This window comes from Pseudoduganella lurida, from assembly GCF_007830455.1.
In the GTDB taxonomy this organism is placed as follows: domain Bacteria; phylum Pseudomonadota; class Gammaproteobacteria; order Burkholderiales; family Burkholderiaceae_D; genus Rugamonas; species Rugamonas lurida.
Genome location: NZ_VLLB01000001.1, coordinates 970,680 through 988,991 on the forward strand (window position 1 = coordinate 970,680; position 18,312 = coordinate 988,991).

Here is an 18,312-nt window from a genome sequence, read left to right on the forward strand (position 1 = left end):
CAACGCCGCCATGCCGCTCGAACTCGACGAACCCGATACCGCCGTCGCCACTGCCGCGCCCGCGCGCGCCGGCTGGCGCGCCGCCCTCACGGCCAAGCCCCTGGGGGTGAAGGAACGCGTGCTGTTCACGGAACGCCTGGCGCTGCTGCTGGAGACGGGCGTGCCGCTGCATGCGGCGCTGCAGTCGCTGCACCAGCAGAGCGAACAGCCGGCACTGAAGGCGATGATCAATGCGATGGCCGACGACATCATGGGCGGCGAGCGCTTCTCCACCGCGCTGGGCAAGCACGAGCTCTTCCCCGTGACCTACGTGAACCTGGTCGCGGCCAGCGAGGCGGGCGGCTTCCTGGCCGAGGTGCTGGCCCAGCTGGTGGAAATGGACGAAAAGGAGGAGCGCCTGCGCAGTACACTCGTCTCCGCCCTCTCCTACCCGCTGTTCCTGACGGCGTTCTCGATGGCCGTGGTGCTGTTCATCCTGATCTTCGTGTTCCCGAAGTTCTCGGTGATGTTCGCGTCGATCTACGAGAAGCTGCCGATGACGACACGCGCGCTGCTGGCGGTCAGCAACCTGCTCACGCAGCATGGCGCGATCGTCGGCGCGGTTGTCGCGGCAGTCATCGGTGCATGCTGGATGATGCTGCGTCGCCCGGAAACGCGGGCGGCGCTGGATACGATGAAGCTGCGCGCACCCGTGCTGCGCGAGATCTTCGCGAAAATCTATCTCACCCGCCTGCTGCGCGTGATGGGCATCTCCCTGGAACGGGGCGTGACGATCCTGGCCACCCTGGAAGCCTGCCGCGCCGTGGTGCAGAACGCCGATGTGCAGCGCTTCATCCTCGACCTGGAGAAGGATGTCACGGAAGGCAAGGGTATCGCCATCGGCTTCCAGAACGGCGATTTCATCCCTGTCGCCGTGCGCCAGATGATCGCCACCGGCGAGGCCACCGGCACGCTGGGCCGCGTGATGACGCGCGTTGCCGATTCCTATGACCGCGAACTGACGCGCCAGCTGGCCCGCCTGTCCAAGCTCGCCGAACCCGTGATGCTGATGGTGATGGGCGTGGTGGTGGGGACGATTGTCAGCTCCCTGATCCTGCCGATCTTCAAGCTTTCCAGCCAGGCGCACTGAGCTGTATTTTTCGCGCGACAGTTTGCATGCGAATGCAAAATGTCATTCGTGCGGGCAATTCAATGTGTTACTCTGTGGAACTTAAAAATTCCTTCCATAAAGTCATCAATGATGGCTTTTTACCACTAAGAGAAAATCATGTCGAAGACCCAAAATCCGTCGAAGACCTTCAAGCGCGCCATTCAGGCGGGCTTCACGCTCATCGAATTGCTGATCGTTGTGATCATTCTGGCCATTCTGGCTGCCATTGCCATTCCGCAGTTCACCGCCTCCACTGTCGACGCGCAGCAGGCAGCGCTGGATGCCAACCTGACTGCGGTCCGCAACTCGCTGGAACAATACCGTGCACAGCACGGCGGCACTTATCCGGGCAACGCTGCTGCCACGGGTGCTGGCGCTGCCTGCACTGGCACTGCTGGCACAGGTGGCGCGGGCACTCTGCTGGCGATGACGGCGCAACTGACGCAGCCATCGAATGCCACGGGCCAGACCTGCTCGATCGCCAATGCGACCTTCCGCTTCGGCCCCTACCTGCGCCAGGGCGTGCCGACTGAACCGGTCAGCAACAGCGCGGCGGTGGCCTTCTCGGCAACGGGTGCTCCAATCGCGCCGACAGCCGATACGCCGGGCTGGGCATATGACGCCATGTCGGGCCAGTTCATCAAGAACAGCAATCTCGCCGACCCGAACGCTCGCAACTACAACCTGCACTGATTCGTTCGAACGGGCATGAATAGGCGCCCTTCGCGCGGCTACACGCTGGCCGAAATGCTGGCCGTCTGCGCGGTGCTGTCGGTTACCGCGGTGGTGGCCCTGCCAGCCGCCGCGCCCGTCGCGGAATTTCGCGCCGATGCGGCCGCCGGTGAAGTCGTGCTGGCATTGCGCTTCGCCCGTGAAGAGGCGATACGGGTGGGCGACTACCGGGTCTTCAGCTGCGAACAGGCGGCCAACCGGATCCGGCTTTACAGCCTGAAAGCCGTCGGCCCGAACTTCGTCGAGGTCACGGATCCACCGGTGCTGCATCCTGGAAGCCGCACGGCGTATGCGGTGTCGCTCGATGCGGTACCGGCTGGCGGCGGCATGGCGATGGCCGACTGCAGCTTTACGTTCGCCGACAACACCACCGCCACCACCGTCGCGTTCAACGCTTCCGGCAATCCCGTGCGCAGCACTGGCGGGGGGCCAGCGGGCCTGACACAGGCGCTCCGGGCCGGTGCCGTGAGGGTCGGCAGCGGCGCTGCGCAACGCACGATCAACCTCGACGTCACCGGCCGCGTCACCACCATCTGACCATGTCGTTACCGATATTCCACCGTCCGCTGTCCCGGAAGGCTGCCGGCATGACGCTGCTCGAAGCGGTGTTTGCCCTGCTGCTGCTGTCCGTGTTCCTGGTTCCGGCCGCCGATGCGCTGCGCGGCGCCATTGCCGCGCCAGGCGACACGGCGACGGCGGCGCGGGATCTCGACTGTGTGAGCGGATTGATGGAGACGGTGGTCGCCGAACCCTACGACCGGCTGTTCGCCGCCGCGGGCAATATCGCCATACCGTCGTCCTATTCGACAATCGCCACCGCCGCCTGCCCTCCGCTCAGCGTGTTCATTGCCCGGTACGGCAGGAACGCCAACGGCACGCTCGGCACGGCGAACGCCAGCGATTACCTGCTGTATGTGGGCGTGCGCGTGGCCGATGCGAACGCGGCCGGCTTTCCGCTCGCGACCCTGGTGGCCCGATGAGACGCCAACGTGCGCAAGCCGGCTTCACGCTGGCCGAACTGCTGGCCGGGATCGCCATCGCGGCCATCCTGATCCTGCCGCTGGCCGACATGCTGCGCAGCGGCACGGAGGGCGCGCGGGCCGTGCGCGCCACGCTCGATGTGAACACCGACGCCCGCCTTGCCCTGAGCCGCATCGCCCAGCGTGCCGCGGCCGTCACGTTGCCCAATCCCTTGCAGCTGGGACAGGCCATTGCACCCGAAAGCCTGTTCGGCAAAATCAGCTACCTGCTCAAGCCGATGGTCACGAATGCCGGGAACGTCGTTTGCCTGGTCGAGCGCGACATCACCAGCGGCATCGCCGTCGACAGCATCCTCGCCGCCAACGCGACCGCATTCCAGCTCACCGTGCCCGAAGTCGTGGCCGGCTATCCCATGCTGCGCATCGACCTGACCCTGCAGGGTCCGGACGGCAGCACGGTCACGCGCTCGCGCATCGTGCGGCTGGGAGCTCCGGCATGAAGCCCATCGTTCCCCGGCCGCAGTCGGGCGCCATCCTGCTGGTCGTGGCGCTGCTGCTGGCCACCATGGCCGCACTGGCTTTCAGCATGAACCGGGCCACCGGCGCGGATGCCCTGTCCGTACAGGACGAATACGAAGCCCGCGCCGCCGGCTACCTCGCCGACGCAGCCGTCGCCAACGCCCGGTGGGCGAGCCAGGTGGGCGGCTGCACCAGCGCGTCGATCCCCCTGACGGCACTGGGCACCGGCACCTTTTCGGCAGCGGTCGTGAAGGCGCCGTCGAAACGCCTGAACATCACGGCGACCGGCACGGTCAACGGCGATACCATCCGCACGCGCAGCGTTAACGAGTCGAATGTCTTCGACTTCTCGAAGACGGAGACCAAGGACCTGGGCGGCAACGTGATCGACACCTGGATCGACAATGGCGCAGGCACGGTCCTGCAGTCGTACTGGCAAAGCAAGATCTACGCCGACAGCACCGATATCGCGCTCATGTCGGACCGGTACTACGGCCTGCTGTACTGGGCAACGACCGATGTGAAGAACGATGCACAGGTGCTGTCTGCGAATCTGATCCTGACGCAGAACGGCACCGGCGCCGTGACGCGGCAGGTCGCCGTGCAGCGGATGATGACGCCATGGGATCAGAAGGCCAGCTGGACCAGCCCGACCGACAAGACCTACTGGACCGGCACCGACTGGGGCAATCTCGCCTTCGACACGGTGGGCGTCGGCAGCGGCAGCACCTATACCTGGGACGTGACGGGCCTCGTCGAAGGATGGCACAAGGGCCGCCTGGCCAACTACGGCATGCTGCTGCGCCTCGTGACGCCGAATCAGTCGGTATCGTTCTACAGCCGCGACGCCGCCGCCAAGAACCGGCCCATCCTGCGCGTGACCAGCGCCAAGGCCTGCTGACAACAACAAGACCATGCGACCACTCACTCCGACAACCGCCAGCGGCAGGACAGCCACCCCCAGCCTGCGCACGCTGCTGGGCCGCCTGCCCCTGATCTGGTCCTCGACGCGCTTTGCCGCGCCGGACCTGGCCGATTACGCCACGCCGCACCTGGAACGCGACACGCGCCAGGGCGTCTCGCTGCTGGCGCTGGCCGCCCTGCTGTTCCTCGTGCAGGCCGGCGCGTTTGCCGCCTTCTTCGGTCTCGGCCGCCCGTACATCCAGACTTACGTGCTGCTGGCCGCGCTGGCCCTGCACATCCGCTTTTCGGCTGCGCGCGTGCGCGACGTGCAGGCCCTGAACCTGCTGGCGATGGCCCTGCTGATCGTGTGCGCCTCGGCGCTCGTGCTGCTGGCGCGCGAGGCCGGCCAGCTGCACATGATGCTGCTCCTCAGCGTGGCCACGCTGTACATGTTGATCCCGCTGATGCCGTGGGGCCTGCGCGAGGCAACCCTGACCAGCCTGTCCATCTACGCCATGTTCACGTCGCTGACGTTCTTCTCGCGCCTCTCGTTCGGCCCCGTGGAACTGTGGACGCTGCAGTTCACGATGCTCACCACGTCGCTGCTGGCACTGGCCCTGGTGGCGCGGGCGCTCGGCCTGCGCAAGCACAACCTGGCCGTGCGCTTCCGGCTGGAGCGTGCCAGCGCCGACATGGCGGTCCTCGCCGAACGCGACCACCTGACCGGTGCCTGGAACCGCCGCTTCCTCGAACGTGATTTCGACCGTGTGCTGGCCGCCCATGCGCAGACCGGCACGCCGGCCTGCTTCGGCCTGCTGGACATCGACCATTTCAAGCCGCTGAACGACACCTACGGCCACCTGCATGGCGACCGCGTGCTGCAGGCGCTGGCCGCCGCATTCGACGATCTGGATGGCGAGATGGAATACCTGGTGCGGCTCGGCGGCGACGAATTCGCCTTCGTCATCGCCGGCCACCCATCGCCGGTCGCGCGCCTGGCGGGAATGCTGGCCGATGCGGCGACGCATGCGGAAGACAGCTGCGCGGCAGATGCGCCGGCACCGACCGTCAGCGCCGGCATGATCGCACTGGATCGCAACGTCACGCTCGATGTCGCCTATGCCCAGGCCGACGAATTACTTTACGAAGCCAAGCGCGCCGGTGGCGCCTGCATTCGTCACAGTCTCCCGACGGAAGACAAACGATGACCATGCGCCAGCTCCTCACGCGCTTCGGCCAGCGCAGCGCACGGGCCACTGTGCGCCCCATCGGCGCCGATTTCGCCGGCTCGCGCCTGAACCTGCTGCAGGCCGAGGTGCGCGCCGGCCGCTGGCACCTGCGCGCAGCAGCCTCCGTGAAGTATCCGATGCCGCGTGCGGACCTGCTGGCGGCGCCGAAGGAACTGGCCCGCTTCGTCAATGCCGCGCTGGCCTCGGCGCCGTTCCAGGGCCGCCGCGTGATCGCCGCGCTGGCCCCGGCCGACGTGCGCATCCTGCCGCTGACCGTGCACCTGCAGCCGGGCCAGCCGGAAGCGAAGGCCGTCGCCAAGGCCGCCGCCGAACAGCTGGGCGACAGCGCGGCCGACCACGTGCTCGACTACTACCAGGTGCGCGGCGCCGATTCGGAAGGCGCCGAGCGCCAGGTACTGGTGGCCGCCGCACCGAAGCCGCGCGTGCTGGCCTACCTGGCAGCGCTGGAAGCGGCGCGCCTGGAACCGCTGGCGCTGGACATCGGCCCGGCCGCCATCAGCCGCCTGCTGGCCACGCTGCACGGCAGCGACGTGGGGCAATCCGTCGCGCTGCTCAATTTCGGCAGCGGCAAGAGCTACCTCACCGTGATCTGGGGCCGCCGCCTGATGCTGGACCGCGAGATCGACTTCGGCGAACAGCGGCTGGCGCGCCGCCTGGCCACCGCGCTGGACCTGCCGGCCGACACGGCCACGCACCTGCTGCGCGAACACGGCATCGGTGGCCGCCCGGGCGGCGCCGCGGTCGAAACGCACAGCGAACTGGGTCGCGCCATCCGCGAAATCCTGCATGCCGACTGCCAGGCGCTGGCAGATGAACTGGCGCATACCCAGGTCTACGTGGCCTCGCGCACGCGCGGCAGCTCGATCGCCCGCGTGTACCTGAACGGCAGCCTGGCGCGCTATCCGGACATCCAGACCCGCATCGGGGAACTGATCGACGTGCCGGTGCACCTCCTCAATCCGCTCGATGCCTTCGACCACACGCTGCCGGCCGAGCGCAGCGCCGCACTGGCGACCCCGATCGCCCTGGCGGCGGGCCTGGCCCTGCGGGGAGGCCTGGATGCCTGATATCGACATGATCCCGCGCAGCTACCGCGATGGCCTGCGCGTGCGCCGCACCGTGCGCCATGGCGCGGTGGCCCTGACCGTCGTCGTGGTCGCGGCGGCAGCGGGCAGCGCAACGCTGCGCTGGCGTACCGCCACCATCGAGCGGCAGGCGGACACGCTGCGCGCCGCTGCCACGCAGGCGCAGTCGGACCAGGCGCGCGAGGCCACCGTACGCGATGCCCACGAACGCCGCATGCAGCAGGATGCCCTGCTGCGCACGGCGCGCCGCCAGGGCGAGATCGCCGCGTTCGCGCAGGCGCTCGACACGACCCTGCCGGCCGATGTCTGGCTGACCGGCATCGTCGTGCGCCGTCCTGCGCAGGCCGGGCCTGCACCGGCGACGATCGGCGCCGCGCAGGCGGCACCCGCCACGGTGCCGGCAGTGGCCGCAGCGCCCGTGAGCATCGTGGAACTGGCCGGCCAGGCGGCGGCCTATGACGGCATCACCACGTTCCTCGCGCAGCTGGGCAGCGCACCCGGCGTGGCCGCCGTGCAGTTGCAGTCCAGCGGTGCCAGCCCGGACGCGAGCGCCATCGATTTCCGCGCCGTCGTCACGCTGGCCTGGCAGGACCGTCCATGAACGCGCGCTGGAAGACGGCGCTGGCCGCCCTGCCCGCGCGGCAGCTGAACCTGCTGGTCGCCGGCGCCATCGCGATCGCCGCGGCGCTGGCGTGGACCGTGGCGCTGCGCGCACCGCTGGCCAATTTCAAGGCACAGCGGGCCACGCTCGTCACGCTGCAGGCCACTGCCGCGGCAACGGCAGCGCAACCGCGCCTGGCGCCGCTGGCCGCGGGCGCTGCCGCCGCGGCAGCACCGGCAGCCGCGCCGGACCCGCTCGCCCTGATCGGCGCGGTCAGCCGCAGCGCCGCGCTGGCCGGCGTGGGCGTGTCGTCGGCGGCACAGGGCGCCGAGCAGACCGCCGGCGGCCTGCACCTGCAGGTGCTCGACATCGCCGCCACAGGCAGCTACGCCGGCATCCAGGCGTGGCTGGAGGACATCGAACACAGCCAGCCCGCCGTCGGCATCCTGCAGCTGGAGTTGCGGCCCGACGAAACGGGCCAGCACCGCCACGTGAAGCTGCAGCTGGCGATCTACAGCCTGGCCGGCGCCGGCGCAGCGAAGCCATGAAGCGCGCCGTTTTCATCACCCTGCTGCTGGCGGCCGGCATCGGCGCGGCCGAACCGGCGCTCAGGCCGCTGCGCGACCCGTTCGTGCGCCCGGCGCTCGCGACACCGGCTGCGGCTGCCGCGGCGGCTGCGGCGCAAGTACCGGCCGAACCGCCACCGCCGCCGCGCCTGCGCGCGCTGATCCTGAACGGTACCCGCTCGCTCGCCAACATCGATGGCGACGTGGTGGCCGCCGGCGAACAGATCGCCGGTTACACGGTGCTGCGCATCGATCCCCGCGGCGCGCTGATCGCCCGCGGCGGCAAACAACTGCTGCTCACGATCGAGGACCAGCGCGCCGACCGCGCGCGGCCGTCCTCCCAAGACAAGGATTCGCCATGAAGTTCCGCCATTCGTTCCTCCTGCTGGCGCTGCTCGCAGCCTGCGGCGCGAACGCCGCAACGCCGGTGCCGGTGCAGCCCACCGACGCCGCCGTGATGTCGTACACCTTCCGCGACACGCCGATCACCGAACTGTTCAACATGATCTCGCGCACGGCGCGCATCAATATCGTGCTGGGCAAGGGCGTGGCCGGCAATGTCTCGATCAACCTGTACGACCTGACGGTACGCCAGGCCATCGAGGCGATCGCCGAAGCGGGTGGCTACACGGTCACCGAGCGGCCCGGCGGCTTCCTGATCTCCGATCCGAAAGGCGCGCTGAAGGACACCGCCGGCATGCAGGTCAAGACGCTGAAGGTGCGCTATGCCGACGTGAAGAAGGTCGGCGACATCCTGGCCCGCCAGATCGGCGCGGCCGGCACCGTCACGGTGCTGGACCAGACGAAGAGCGTGGTCATCGAATCGAACGAAGCGGGCATCGCGCGTGCCACGCAGGCGCTGCGCGCGATCGACCTGGCGCCGCAGCAGATCCTCATCGAAGCCAAGATCCTGGAGATCACGCTGGACCAGACCGAGAACTTCGGCGTGGACTGGTCGCGCGTCTTCAATGGCAACGGGCCGGACACGGTGGGCGCCACGGGCTTCGCCACGCGGGCCGGTCCGCGCTTCTTCCTGAATGTCATCAACAACAATGTCGAGGCCTACCTGAGTGCCCTCAGCAACAAGGGCCGCGTGCACACGCTGGCCACGCCGCGCCTGCTGGCGCTGGAGGACCAGGAAGCGACGACCAATGTGGGCGACCAGCTGGGCTACCGCGTGACGACGACGATCAACAATGTGTCCACCGAGTCGATCCAGTTCCTCGACACGGGCGTGATCCTGCGCGTGACGCCGTCCGTCGATGCGGATGGCCGCATCATGCTCAAGGTGCGGCCGGAAGTGAGCTCGGGCTCCGTGTCGTCCGGCATCCCGTCGAAGAAGACCACGGAAGTAAACACCCAGCTGGTGGCGGACAATGGCCAGCCCGTGCTGATCGGCGGCCTGATCAAGAGCAGCCGCAACTACCGGCGCCAGGGCATTCCGCTGCTGGTCGACTTGCCCGTGGTCGGCAAGGCGTTCGGCGCCACCGACGATGGCGGCAGCCTGACGGAGACGATCGTGGTGATCACGCCCCGCATCGTGCCGGCCGGCGGCACGATCGACGCCGTCAGCGAACGCAAGCTGCACCTGGTGGAAGGCGGCCTGGAATCGAACACGAAGGCTCTGGACCACAAGCTGGAACGGCTGGCGCCAGTGCAGGAATAGGTCGAACCAACAGCAGTGCGCGCGGCCGATGCATCAACGTCCCCCGCGCGGCCGCCGGTCACGCAGCGGAACTGCCGCACGGCGCGGTGCCGCCCAGCATCGTCAGCAAGGTATCGCCGAAACCGCCACGCGCCCGCGCATCCGTGCGGGCACTGGTGAACACGCGCGGCTGCGCCGTCCACGCAAGGCGCGCGCCGGCCGCTTCCAGCGCCTTCACGAGCAGCACGTCCTCGTGGCAGGTCACGGCGGAAAACCCGCCCGCCTTCCGATAGGCTTCCGCACTCACGCCCAGGTTGGCGCCATGGATGTGGTGATGGCCGTCGCGGTCGTGATAGACCGTGGCGAAGTGCTCGCGCAACGCGGCCGCCTGCTGGCGGTGCGGCGACCAGTCGTCGACCGCCACCGTGCCGCACGCCGCGTCCGCATCGAGCGCCAGCTGGGCCGCCAGCCAGCCCGGCGCCACGCGCGTGTCGGCATCCGTGAATGCCAGCCAGCGGGCGCCGCGCGCCAGCAGCCATTCCGCACCCACGGCCCGTGCGGCGCCCACCCGGCGCTCGTCCACCGGCAAATAGGCCAGCACCACGCCGGCCGCGCGGAACGCCGCCTGGTGCTGCCGCACGACCGCTTCCGAACCATCCGCGCAGGCGTCCAGCACGATGCACACGACCACCGGCTCGCCTTCCAGCGCGGGGTGGCAGGCGGCTGCCAGCAGCGCGGCCAGGCAGGCCGGCAGGCTGGCTTCCTCGTCGTGGGCGGGCACCGCGATGCCGATCATGCCGCGCCTCCCGTCAAGGTCGCGGGCGACCAGGCCTCCAGCAGGAAGTCCGCATCGCGGTGCTGCACCGTGCGCACCATGCCGGGCAGGCCGTCCGCCAGCGCATGCACCGCCGCGGTGGACAGCATGCGGTCATCGAAATCGTGCAGGTAATGGCACATCATGAGTTCTCCATCCTCGGCAAGGTGGGCCCTTGCCAGCGCCAGCAGGCTGCCCAGTGCAGCCGCATCGAAGTAGTAACCCAGCTCGCTGATGACGACCAGGTCATGCGTGCCGCCGGCGGGCCAGCCTTCCGGCAGGTCGCAGCGGCGCAGGTCGACATTGCCGATGGCCGCATCCCGCAGCCGCTGCGCCGCCGCCGCGATGGCACTGGCCGAACCGTCGCAGGCCATTACACGGTCGCAGCGCTGCGCCAGCGCGGCCGTCATCTCGCCATTGCCGCAGCCCGGTTCGAAGGCGCTGCGGTAGCGCGGCTTGCGCAGGCTGGCGAGGAGCACGGCGCGCTTGCGCTGCTCGTACCACGCGCCGCGCACGTTCCAGGGATCGTCGCTGGCCGCATACAGCGACTCGAAGTGGTCAAGGGTGCCCATGCAGGTACAGTTCAAAGGGTTGCAGGGCCCGTTCCAGCGCGTGGCCGGGCAGGATCGGTGCGGCGCCGGTACTCTCGTCGACGGCAAGCTGGCTGTCGAAGCACAGCATCGCGGCACGCTTGCGGGCGACGATCGCGGCATCCAGGTCCAGCCGCCTCGCACTGGCCAGCGGCATGGCGCCATCGCCCGGGGCACTCCAGTGCCAGCCCCACACCGGCACTTCGAGCAGGCGCGCACCGCACCGCGTGGCCGCAGCGGCGCAGGCGCGTGCGGTGGCCTCGTGGTCGGGGTGGCCGTCGTAGCGCCAGGTGGTGATCACCAGGTCCGCGGGTCCGATGATGCCTTGCAGCCGTGCGCACAGCATGCCTTCCGCGGCCGACACGCCACCGTCGGCGATCCCCAGCCGCAGGAATGCCGGGGCGGCGATGCCCAGGCTGCGCAGCGCGGCCAGGCTTTCCTGCGGGCGCGTCCCGCGCAGGCGGTCGACCGGCCAGGCGGGCGAGCCGGGATGGCTGCCTTCGCCATCCGTTACCGCGACAAGCAGCAGCGGCCCGCCGTATTGCGCCAGCAGGCCGCCGCAGGACAGGATCTCGTCATCGGGATGGGGCGCGACGACGACCACGCGGGACGCCGTGCCGAGCAGGCCGGCGGGATCGATAGCCGGTACGCCTGCCAGCGCTGCGTCATTGCGCCATGCCTCGGCCGGCGTGCCTGCGCCGGCGATGCGGCGGTCGCGGTTCACAGCGTCCATGGCGCCTCCGTGCCGCTGGCAACGAGGCGGCCGACGGCTTCCTGGTCGCGCTCTGCATGGCACTGGCGGATGAACACGGGCAGGTCGGCGAAGCGGCGCGCCATCGCCGCATCCTTGCACAGCGGTCCCGGCCCCAGCGCCCGGCCCATCCGGTCGAGCGTGATGCGCGCCGCGTCTTCCACGTTCAGGCGCACCGACAGCGCGGCCCGCATCGCATCGGCATCCGGCGCGCGGTCGATGCCGGCAGCGGTCTCGCGCAGCAGCGCGGCACTGGCCTGCAGCACCACCGCCACCTCGCCCAGTTGCGCAAGGCGGTGCGGGTCCGGGTGCGGATCCGGCTGAGAGTCCGCATGCGTCGACAGCCGCTCGCGCAGGGCGTCGGCCAGCGCGGTGGCGGCACCGAACCAGCACGCCGCGACACCGGCGCCGCCATGCCAGAAGCCGGCGCGCCGCACGTAGAAACCCGCGTCGCCCAGCGGCGTGGCCGGCACGCGGTCGAAGTGCACGTCCACGCTTTCCGAGCCCTGCATGCCCACGGCGTGCCAGCCGTCGTCCGTGACCCGAACGCCCGGCTGCCGCAGGTCGACGGCCGCCAGCACCGCCTGGCCCGCGCCGTTCCAGCAGCTCACCACCGCATGCGATACATGCCGCGCGCCGGAGCACCAGGCCTTGCGGCCGCTGACGGTGTAGCCGCCGTCCACGGCCGCATCGAGCGTCACGCGGGCATCCGGCGGCTCGGCGCACCAGGTGCCCCACAGCGATCCCGCCGGCGTCTGCGGCATGCCCGCTTCGTGCAGGATGGCCAGTGCGTCGGTATGGCCTTCGAACAGTTTTGCCAGACCCAGGTCCTGTGCGCCGACGGCGGCCAGGGCACGCCAGCGCGCCAGCGTGGCCCCCTGCCCGGGAAACGGCAGGCGGTCCGCGCCAAGTGCCACGAGCTGGCGCAAGGCCGCTGCCGGCGCGCGTTCACGCAGGGCCGGCAGTGCGGAATGAACGGTCGTCGGGACGTCAAGCATGATGTCAGAATGTAAAAACTGAATGCTAGCAGGTACGACCGCAATCGCCGCGCACGGCTGAGCTGGCTTTGTGATTAAGCTATTGACAACATTCCCAATTTTCGGCTTCTTGTCGATTACAATGATGAAATACTTTTCGCTTACCGCCCATCACGCCGCATGTCCCCAAACGATCGCCAAACCAACCTTTCCAATGACGTCAGCTGGCTGTCTGGCGGCGGCGAGGCGGGAGCGCTGATCCAGACGATCGACTGGTCGAAGACGCCGCTCGGTCCCCTGCACGCATGGCCGCAGAGCCTGCGCACCACCGTCAGCCTGTGCCTGTCGTCCACGTTCCCGATCCTGGTGGCGTGGGGCCCCGAATACATCCAGATCTACAACGATGCCTACCGCCCGATTTGCGGCGGCAAGCATCCCGCGTCGATGGGCGAACCGTTCAAGGTGTGCTGGGCCACCGCATTGCCGGTCGTGGGCGACAAGTTCGACCGCGCGCAGCAGGGCGAAGGCACGTACATCAAGGACCAGCGCATGTTCCTCGATCGCTATGGCTACCTGGAGGAAGCGTTCATGACGTTCTCCTTCTCGCCGATCCGTGCCGAGTCCGGCGACGTGGGCGGCATCTTCCACCCGATCACGGAGACCACGGCGCTGGTGCTCAATGCGCGCCGCACCCAGAGCCTGCGCGACCTGAGCGCGGCCATCGATGGCGCACGCACGGTGCAGGACATCGGCCGCCAGTTCGCCGCCCAGTACGAAGGCTTCGCACTGGACCTGCCGTTCCTGCTGTTCTACCAGCTCGATGGCGAGACCGGCGAAGTCCATCTGCGCGGCAGTGCCGGCATCGCAGTGGGCCATGCGCTGGCCCCAGTGGCGGCCACCCTGGACGATGCGGCCTGGCCGTTCGCGCGGGCTGCCGCGAGCCGCGAGACGCAGCAGGTCGATGGCCTGGCGCAGCGCTTCGGGACGACGGTGTGCGGCCCGTACGAGGAACCGCCCGCGTCCGCACTGGTACTGCCCCTCACCCTGCCCGGCCAGCAGCAGCCGTTCGGTTTCCTGGTTGCCGGCGTGAGCGCGCGGCGTGCCCTCGATGCCGACTACCGGAACTTCTACGCCCTGCTGAACGCCGCGTTCAACACGGCCGTCGGCGACGTGACGGCTTACGCGCAGGAACAGCAGCGCGTGGAAGAACTGGCCCGCATCGACCGCGCCAAGACGGCGTTCTTCTCGAACGTGTCGCACGAATTCCGCACGCCGCTCACGCTCATTCTGGGCCCGCTGGATGACGCGCTGGCCGCCGACGGCCTGGCACCGCCGCAGCGCCGCCGCATCGAGACCACGCACCGCAACGCGCTGCGCCTGCTGAAACTCGTCAATTCGCTGCTGGATTTCTCGCGCATCGAGGCCGGCCGCGTGCAGGCCACCTACTCGCCGGTGGACCTGGCGCGCCTGTCCACGGACATTGCCAGCGTATTCGAATCGGCGATGGAGAAAGGCGGCCTGGCCTACACGCTGGACCTGCGCGAGCTCGGCCAGCCCGTGTACGTGGACCGCGACATGTGGGAGAAGATCCTGCTCAACCTGCTGTCGAACGCGTTCAAGTTCACGCTGGCCGGCGGCGTGACCGTCACGCTGCGGGAACACGACGGGATGGCGCGGCTGTCCGTCGCCGACACGGGGGGCGGCATCCCGGCCGAGGAACTGCCGCGGGTGTTCGAACGCTTCCACCGCATCGAAGGCGCCGCCGGCCGCAGCCTGGAAGGCAGCGGCATCGGCCTGGCGCTGATCCAGGAACTGGTGCGCCTGCACGGCGGCAGCATCGCCGTCAGCAGCACGCCGGGCGAAGGCACGCGCTTCGACGTCGACATCCCGTTCGGCCATGCGCACCTGCCCGAGGACCGCATCGCTGTCATCGAAGGCGGCGTGCCGCGCATGGGCGCCGCCTTCCTCGAGGAAGCGCTGCGCTGGCTGCCCGATGCACCTGCCATCGCGCCCCCGGCGCCACTGGATGGCGGCTCGCCCCTGCAGCCGGAAGTGGCCCGCCCGCGCATCCTGATCGCGGACGACAACAGCGACATGCGCGCCTACCTGAAATCCCTGCTGGAGCCCCATGCCGACGTGGTGGTGTGCGGCGACGGCGAAGCGGCCTTCGAAGCCCTGCTGCGCGATCCGCCGGACGTGCTGCTGAGCGACGTGATGATGCCCAGGCTCGACGGCTTCGGCCTGATCGCACGCATCCGCGCCACCGAGGCCGTGCGGGAGCTGCCCGTGATCCTGCTGTCGGCCCGGGCCGGCGAGGAAGCCAAGGTGGAAGGCCTGCAGGCCGGCGCGGACGATTACCTGGTCAAGCCGTTTTCGACCAGCGAACTGCTGGCGCGCGTGCAGCGGCAGGTCGCCCTGGGCCGCCAGCGCCGCCAGCACAAGCTCGATGCCGCCCTGCGCGACAGCTACGTGCGCTCGGTGATCGACACGTCGCCGGCCATGCTGTGGATCACGGACGTCGATGGCCAGTGCACCTACCTGAGCGAGCGCTGGTACGAACGCACGGGCCGCACGCCCGAGCAGGACATGGGCCTGGGCTGGCTGGAGAACATCCACCCGGACGACTACGCGTTCACGCGCGATGCCTTCCTGACGGCCAGCGCCACCCGCACGCCGTTCTCGGTCGACTACCGGCTGCGCCAGCGCGACGGCAGCTACCGCTGGGCCGTCGACTCGGGCATGCCGCACACGAACGAGGCGGGCGAGCCGACCGGCTACGTGGGCACCGTGATCGACATCCATGAGCGCGTGGTCGCGCAGGAAGCGGCGCAGCGCCTGGCCGGCGAGCTGACGGAAAAGAACCGGCTGCAAAGCGAATTCCTGTTCACCCTCGCGCACGAGCTGCGCAATCCGCTGGCGCCGATCCGCGCCGGCCTGGAAGTGATGCGGCGGGATCCGGCCGGGACGTCCTCCGGCCAGGTGCAGCGCGTGATGACGCGCCAGGTCGAGCACATGGTGCACCTGGTGGACGACCTGCTGGACATGGCGCGCCTCACTGAGGGCAAGGTCACGCTGCGCAGCGAGCCGGTGCTGCTGGCGGACGTGGTGAACGACGCGGTGGAAATGAGCATGCCGCTGGTCGAGGCCGGGCGCCATGCGCTCACGGTGCAGCTGCCGCCCGAACCGGTGACGCTGACGATCGACCGCCACCGCATCGCCCAGGTGCTGAGCAACCTGGTCAACAACGCCGCCAAGTACACGCCGGGCGGCGGCCGCATCGCGGTGGCCGCGCGGATCGATGGCAACGAGGTGGCATTGGCGGTGGCCGACAATGGCATCGGCATCGAAGCCGAACAGCTGTCGACCGTGTTCGACCTGTATGCGCAGGTGCCGGCTGGCGAGGCGATGGCGCAGGGCGGGCTGGGCGTGGGACTGAACCTGGTGCGGCGGCTGGTGCAGCTGCACGGTGGCCGCGTGGCGGCGGAGAGCGACGGTGCCGGCCAGGGCAGCCGCTTCACGATCTGGCTGCCGCTGTCCGCGCAGGAGCACGCACCCGCACAGGATGCCGCACCTGCCGAAGCCACGATGGGCCATGAGGCGGCCGGCATGACCCGCGGCCTGGAGATCCTGGTGGTGGACGATAACGAGGATGCGGCGAAGATGCTGTGCGCGCTGCTGGAGTTTTCCGGCCACGCGGTCACGCTGGCGCACGACGGTGCCGGCGCGCTGGCCGCCGCCGCCGCGCGGCCGCCGCAGGTGGTGTTCCTCGATATCGGGCTGCCCGATATCAGCGGCTATGAAGCGGCGGGGGCACTGCGCCGGCTGGACGGCATGGGCGCAGCACGGCTCATCGCGCTGACCGGCTGGGGTGCCGAGGCGGACAAGCAGCGTTCAAGGGCTGCCGGCTTCGATTACCATCTGACGAAGCCGGCCGACTTCACGCAGGTTCAGCAGATACTGAATGGGATAGCCGCGCAGCTGGGCTAGTGCGGCGGGTGCCGGCCAGGCCCATCGTGTTCACGCTGGTGGGCGCCAGCTGGAACGTGCCCACCAGGCCGACGAGCTGCTGCGCCTGCTCCTGCTGCGCTTCCGCCGCGGCGGCCGCTTCCTCCACCAGCGCGGCGTTCTGCTGCGTGACGGTGTCCATCTCCGCGATCGCGCGGTTCACCTGCTCGATGCCGATGCCCTGCTCCTGGCTGGCCGAGCTGATTTCCGCCATCAGGCCGGACAGGTTCGAAATCGCGCCAAGGATCTCCGTCATCGTCGCACCGGCCTGGCCCACCTGCGCCGTGCCCGCTTCCACCTTGCTGGACGATTCGTCGATCAGCACCTTGATCTCTTTCGCCGCGGACGCGGAACGCTGCGCCAGCGTGCGCACTTCGGACGCCACCACGGCAAAGCCGCGGCCCTGCTCGCCGGCACGCGCCGCTTCCACGGCCGCATTCAATGCCAGGATATTGGTCTGGAACGCGATGCCGTCGATGACGCCGATGATGTCGCCGATCTTCTTCGCCGAATCGTGGATGCCGGCCATCGTTTCGACCACGCCCGTCACCACGACACCGCCCTTCGTGGCGATCTCGGAAGCGGAACGGGCCAGCGCATCGGCCTGCTGGGCGCTGTCGGCATTCTGCTTGACGGTGGCCGTCAGTTCTTCCATCGACGACGCGGTTTCTTCCAGCGAGCTGGCCTGCTGCTCGGTGCGCGAGGACAGGTCCATATTGCCGCTGGCGATCTCGCTGGCCGCCGTCTGGATCGAATCGGCGCCGGAGCGCACGCGGCCGACGATATCGGCCAGGCTGTCGCGCATCGCACGGATCGCAAACAGCAGGCTCGTCTTGTCACCGGCGCGCAGGTCGATGGGTGCGGCCAGGTCGCCCGCGGCGATCCTGCCGGCGATGGCGGCCACGTCGGCCGGCTCGCCGCCCAGTTCGCGCATCAGCTGGCGCGAGATCAGGGCCGCGGCCAGGATGCCCAGGGCCAGCGACACGGCGCCGAGCGCCAGCGTGGTGTTGCGGGCATCCCGATAAGTCTCTTCCGCCGCCAGACGCGCCGTTTCCATGCCCTCGCTCTGGTGCGCAATCAGGGCCTCGATATTGCTCATGTAGGCAAGCTGATTGGCGCGCTGCGTGGTCAGCATGTACTGCACAGCCGCTTCGTGCTCGCCGTTCTTTTCCAGCCGCATCACTTCGTCCATCGAGGACCGGAACGGGCCGCGCGATGCCTTCATCGCTGCGAACAGCTCGCGCCCCTTGTCGGAACGGATCAGATTGTCGAGCGCGTCCATCGTCTTCGTCACTTCTTCCCGCGCGGCGTGGATGCGGTCGAGCTCCTTCGCCGCCGCGGCCTTGTCGGTCATCAGCATCGCGTTGCGCAGTGCCCGCGCCATGACGTTGTTGTGGTTGTAGATCTGCTGCGCCAGTTGCACCTTCGGATAGGTGATCTTGACGATGTCGTTGGTGCCGGCATTCAGGTTGGCCAGCGAACGGATGCCCAGGCCAATGCACAGCGCAAGCAGGACGAGGACGAGGGCAAAGCCGATGGCCAGACGCGTCTGGACTTTGAAACGGTTGAGGTTCATGTAGTTTTCCGGTAGTGGGTGCGTGCCCGTGCTGGGATGGTGCAGGCGGCAGGGACGGGGCCGGAAAACGGGGTGACCGCAGGGAATGGGCGATCGGCAACGCGAATTGTCACCAATATACACACTCGGTTACGGCAGAGCAATTAACTCTGCCTATTTGCAACTGAA

Annotated in this window: 18 protein-coding genes; 13 read left to right on the forward strand and 5 right to left on the reverse strand. The window is 68.9% G+C overall.

Annotation, left to right across the window (positions count from 1 at the left end):
* Positions 1 to 10 precede the first annotated feature (10 nt).
* From IP91_RS04185 to IP91_RS04240, 12 genes are all read left to right on the forward strand, one after another.
* Entirely contained in the window at positions 11 to 1,129 is a 1,119-nt protein-coding gene (locus tag IP91_RS04185; protein WP_145647489.1) for a type II secretion system F family protein, read from the forward strand.
* A 138-nt stretch (positions 1,130 to 1,267) separates the two neighbouring features.
* Entirely contained in the window at positions 1,268 to 1,843 is a 576-nt protein-coding gene (locus IP91_RS26685) for a prepilin-type N-terminal cleavage/methylation domain-containing protein (RefSeq protein WP_145647490.1), read from the forward strand.
* Positions 1,844 to 1,858: 15 nt separating this feature from the next.
* Entirely contained in the window at positions 1,859 to 2,419 is a 561-nt protein-coding gene (locus IP91_RS04195) for a pilus assembly FimT family protein (protein ID WP_145647491.1), read from the forward strand.
* 50 nt (positions 2,420 to 2,469) lie between these two features.
* Positions 2,470 to 2,862 carry a hypothetical protein gene (locus IP91_RS04200; RefSeq protein ID WP_145647492.1) on the forward strand — a complete coding sequence of 131 codons (393 nt, stop codon included), beginning with the start codon at positions 2,470 to 2,472 and terminating at the stop codon, positions 2,860 to 2,862.
* Entirely contained in the window at positions 2,859 to 3,362 is a 504-nt protein-coding gene (locus IP91_RS04205; RefSeq protein ID WP_145647493.1) for a prepilin-type N-terminal cleavage/methylation domain-containing protein, read from the forward strand. The genes IP91_RS04200 and IP91_RS04205 overlap by 4 nt, the downstream gene beginning before the upstream one ends.
* On the forward strand, positions 3,359 to 4,282 hold the full coding sequence (locus tag IP91_RS04210; protein WP_145647494.1) for a DNRLRE domain-containing protein: 924 nt from the start codon (positions 3,359 to 3,361) through the stop codon (positions 4,280 to 4,282). Before IP91_RS04205 ends, IP91_RS04210 begins: the two co-directional genes overlap by 4 nt.
* A 13-nt stretch (positions 4,283 to 4,295) precedes the next feature.
* Positions 4,296 to 5,492, forward strand: coding sequence for a GGDEF domain-containing protein (locus IP91_RS04215; protein WP_145647495.1), 1,197 nt, complete (start codon positions 4,296 to 4,298; stop codon positions 5,490 to 5,492).
* Positions 5,489 to 6,601 (forward strand): pilus assembly protein PilM, encoded by a 1,113-nt coding sequence (pilM, locus tag IP91_RS04220; protein ID WP_145647496.1) that lies wholly within the window; start codon positions 5,489 to 5,491, stop codon positions 6,599 to 6,601. The genes IP91_RS04215 and pilM overlap by 4 nt, the downstream gene beginning before the upstream one ends.
* Positions 6,594 to 7,220: a PilN family protein gene (locus IP91_RS04225; protein ID WP_145647497.1), complete on the forward strand. Its 627-nt coding sequence runs from the start codon at positions 6,594 to 6,596 to the stop codon at positions 7,218 to 7,220. Before pilM ends, IP91_RS04225 begins: the two co-directional genes overlap by 8 nt.
* The gene (locus tag IP91_RS04230) at positions 7,217 to 7,768 is read left to right on the forward strand and encodes a GspMb/PilO family protein (RefSeq protein WP_145647498.1); all 552 of its coding nucleotides are present in this window, start codon (positions 7,217 to 7,219) and stop codon (positions 7,766 to 7,768) included. The genes IP91_RS04225 and IP91_RS04230 overlap by 4 nt, the downstream gene beginning before the upstream one ends.
* Positions 7,765 to 8,148, forward strand: coding sequence for a hypothetical protein (locus IP91_RS04235; RefSeq protein ID WP_145647499.1), 384 nt, complete (start codon positions 7,765 to 7,767; stop codon positions 8,146 to 8,148). Before IP91_RS04230 ends, IP91_RS04235 begins: the two co-directional genes overlap by 4 nt.
* The gene (locus IP91_RS04240; protein WP_145647500.1) at positions 8,145 to 9,452 is read left to right on the forward strand and encodes a type II secretion system protein GspD; all 1,308 of its coding nucleotides are present in this window, start codon (positions 8,145 to 8,147) and stop codon (positions 9,450 to 9,452) included. Before IP91_RS04235 ends, IP91_RS04240 begins: the two co-directional genes overlap by 4 nt.
* Positions 9,453 to 9,510: 58 nt before the next feature.
* Here IP91_RS04240 and IP91_RS04245 read toward each other — a convergent pair whose 3' ends face one another.
* Genes IP91_RS04245 through IP91_RS04260 form a run of 4 tightly spaced genes read right to left on the reverse strand, consistent with a single transcriptional unit; the run spans position 9,511 to position 12,584 of the window.
* Entirely contained in the window at positions 9,511 to 10,227 is a 717-nt protein-coding gene (locus IP91_RS04245; protein WP_145647501.1) for a glycosyltransferase family 2 protein, read from the reverse strand.
* On the reverse strand, positions 10,224 to 10,817 hold the full coding sequence (locus IP91_RS04250) for a methyltransferase domain-containing protein (protein WP_145647502.1): 594 nt from the start codon (positions 10,815 to 10,817) through the stop codon (positions 10,224 to 10,226). The genes IP91_RS04245 and IP91_RS04250 overlap by 4 nt, the downstream gene beginning before the upstream one ends.
* Positions 10,804 to 11,568 carry a PIG-L deacetylase family protein gene (locus IP91_RS04255; protein WP_145647503.1) on the reverse strand — a complete coding sequence of 255 codons (765 nt, stop codon included), beginning with the start codon at positions 11,566 to 11,568 and terminating at the stop codon, positions 10,804 to 10,806. Before IP91_RS04255 ends, IP91_RS04250 begins: the two co-directional genes overlap by 14 nt.
* Positions 11,556 to 12,584, reverse strand: coding sequence for an acyl-CoA dehydrogenase family protein (locus IP91_RS04260; protein WP_145647504.1), 1,029 nt, complete (start codon positions 12,582 to 12,584; stop codon positions 11,556 to 11,558). The genes IP91_RS04255 and IP91_RS04260 overlap by 13 nt, the downstream gene beginning before the upstream one ends.
* 159 nt (positions 12,585 to 12,743) lie before the next feature.
* Here IP91_RS04260 and IP91_RS04265 point away from each other — a divergent pair, with 159 nt between their 5' ends.
* Positions 12,744 to 16,550, forward strand: coding sequence for an ATP-binding protein (locus tag IP91_RS04265; RefSeq protein WP_145647505.1), 3,807 nt, complete (start codon positions 12,744 to 12,746; stop codon positions 16,548 to 16,550).
* Here IP91_RS04265 and IP91_RS04270 read toward each other — a convergent pair.
* Positions 16,501 to 18,144 (reverse strand): methyl-accepting chemotaxis protein, encoded by a 1,644-nt coding sequence (locus IP91_RS04270; RefSeq protein ID WP_145647506.1) that lies wholly within the window; start codon positions 18,142 to 18,144, stop codon positions 16,501 to 16,503. The two genes, IP91_RS04265 and IP91_RS04270, sit on opposite strands and share 50 nt — an antisense overlap.
* Positions 18,145 to 18,312: the final 168 nt, after the last annotated feature.

Bases quoted from the DNA above. Each gene is read 5' to 3' on its own strand.
- IP91_RS04185 (WP_145647489.1), top strand. From the start codon at position 11: ATGCCGCTCGAACTCGACGAACCCGATACCGCCGTCGCCACTGCCGCG.
- IP91_RS26685 (WP_145647490.1), top strand. From the start codon at position 1,268: ATGTCGAAGACCCAAAATCCGTCGAAGACCTTCAAGCGCGCCATTCAG.
- IP91_RS04195 (WP_145647491.1), top strand. From the start codon at position 1,859: ATGAATAGGCGCCCTTCGCGCGGCTACACGCTGGCCGAAATGCTGGCC.
- IP91_RS04200 (WP_145647492.1), top strand. From the start codon at position 2,470: ATGACGCTGCTCGAAGCGGTGTTTGCCCTGCTGCTGCTGTCCGTGTTC.
- IP91_RS04205 (WP_145647493.1), top strand. From the start codon at position 2,859: ATGAGACGCCAACGTGCGCAAGCCGGCTTCACGCTGGCCGAACTGCTG.
- IP91_RS04210 (WP_145647494.1), top strand. From the start codon at position 3,359: ATGAAGCCCATCGTTCCCCGGCCGCAGTCGGGCGCCATCCTGCTGGTC.
- IP91_RS04215 (WP_145647495.1), top strand. From the start codon at position 4,296: ATGCGACCACTCACTCCGACAACCGCCAGCGGCAGGACAGCCACCCCC.
- pilM (WP_145647496.1), top strand. From the start codon at position 5,489: ATGACCATGCGCCAGCTCCTCACGCGCTTCGGCCAGCGCAGCGCACGG.
- IP91_RS04225 (WP_145647497.1), top strand. From the start codon at position 6,594: ATGCCTGATATCGACATGATCCCGCGCAGCTACCGCGATGGCCTGCGC.
- IP91_RS04230 (WP_145647498.1), top strand. From the start codon at position 7,217: ATGAACGCGCGCTGGAAGACGGCGCTGGCCGCCCTGCCCGCGCGGCAG.
- IP91_RS04235 (WP_145647499.1), top strand. From the start codon at position 7,765: ATGAAGCGCGCCGTTTTCATCACCCTGCTGCTGGCGGCCGGCATCGGC.
- IP91_RS04240 (WP_145647500.1), top strand. From the start codon at position 8,145: ATGAAGTTCCGCCATTCGTTCCTCCTGCTGGCGCTGCTCGCAGCCTGC.
- IP91_RS04245 (WP_145647501.1), bottom strand. From the start codon at position 10,227: ATGATCGGCATCGCGGTGCCCGCCCACGACGAGGAAGCCAGCCTGCCG.
- IP91_RS04250 (WP_145647502.1), bottom strand. From the start codon at position 10,817: ATGGGCACCCTTGACCACTTCGAGTCGCTGTATGCGGCCAGCGACGAT.
- IP91_RS04255 (WP_145647503.1), bottom strand. From the start codon at position 11,568: ATGGACGCTGTGAACCGCGACCGCCGCATCGCCGGCGCAGGCACGCCG.
- IP91_RS04260 (WP_145647504.1), bottom strand. From the start codon at position 12,584: ATGCTTGACGTCCCGACGACCGTTCATTCCGCACTGCCGGCCCTGCGT.
- IP91_RS04265 (WP_145647505.1), top strand. From the start codon at position 12,744: ATGTCCCCAAACGATCGCCAAACCAACCTTTCCAATGACGTCAGCTGG.
- IP91_RS04270 (WP_145647506.1), bottom strand. From the start codon at position 18,144: ATGAACCTCAACCGTTTCAAAGTCCAGACGCGTCTGGCCATCGGCTTT.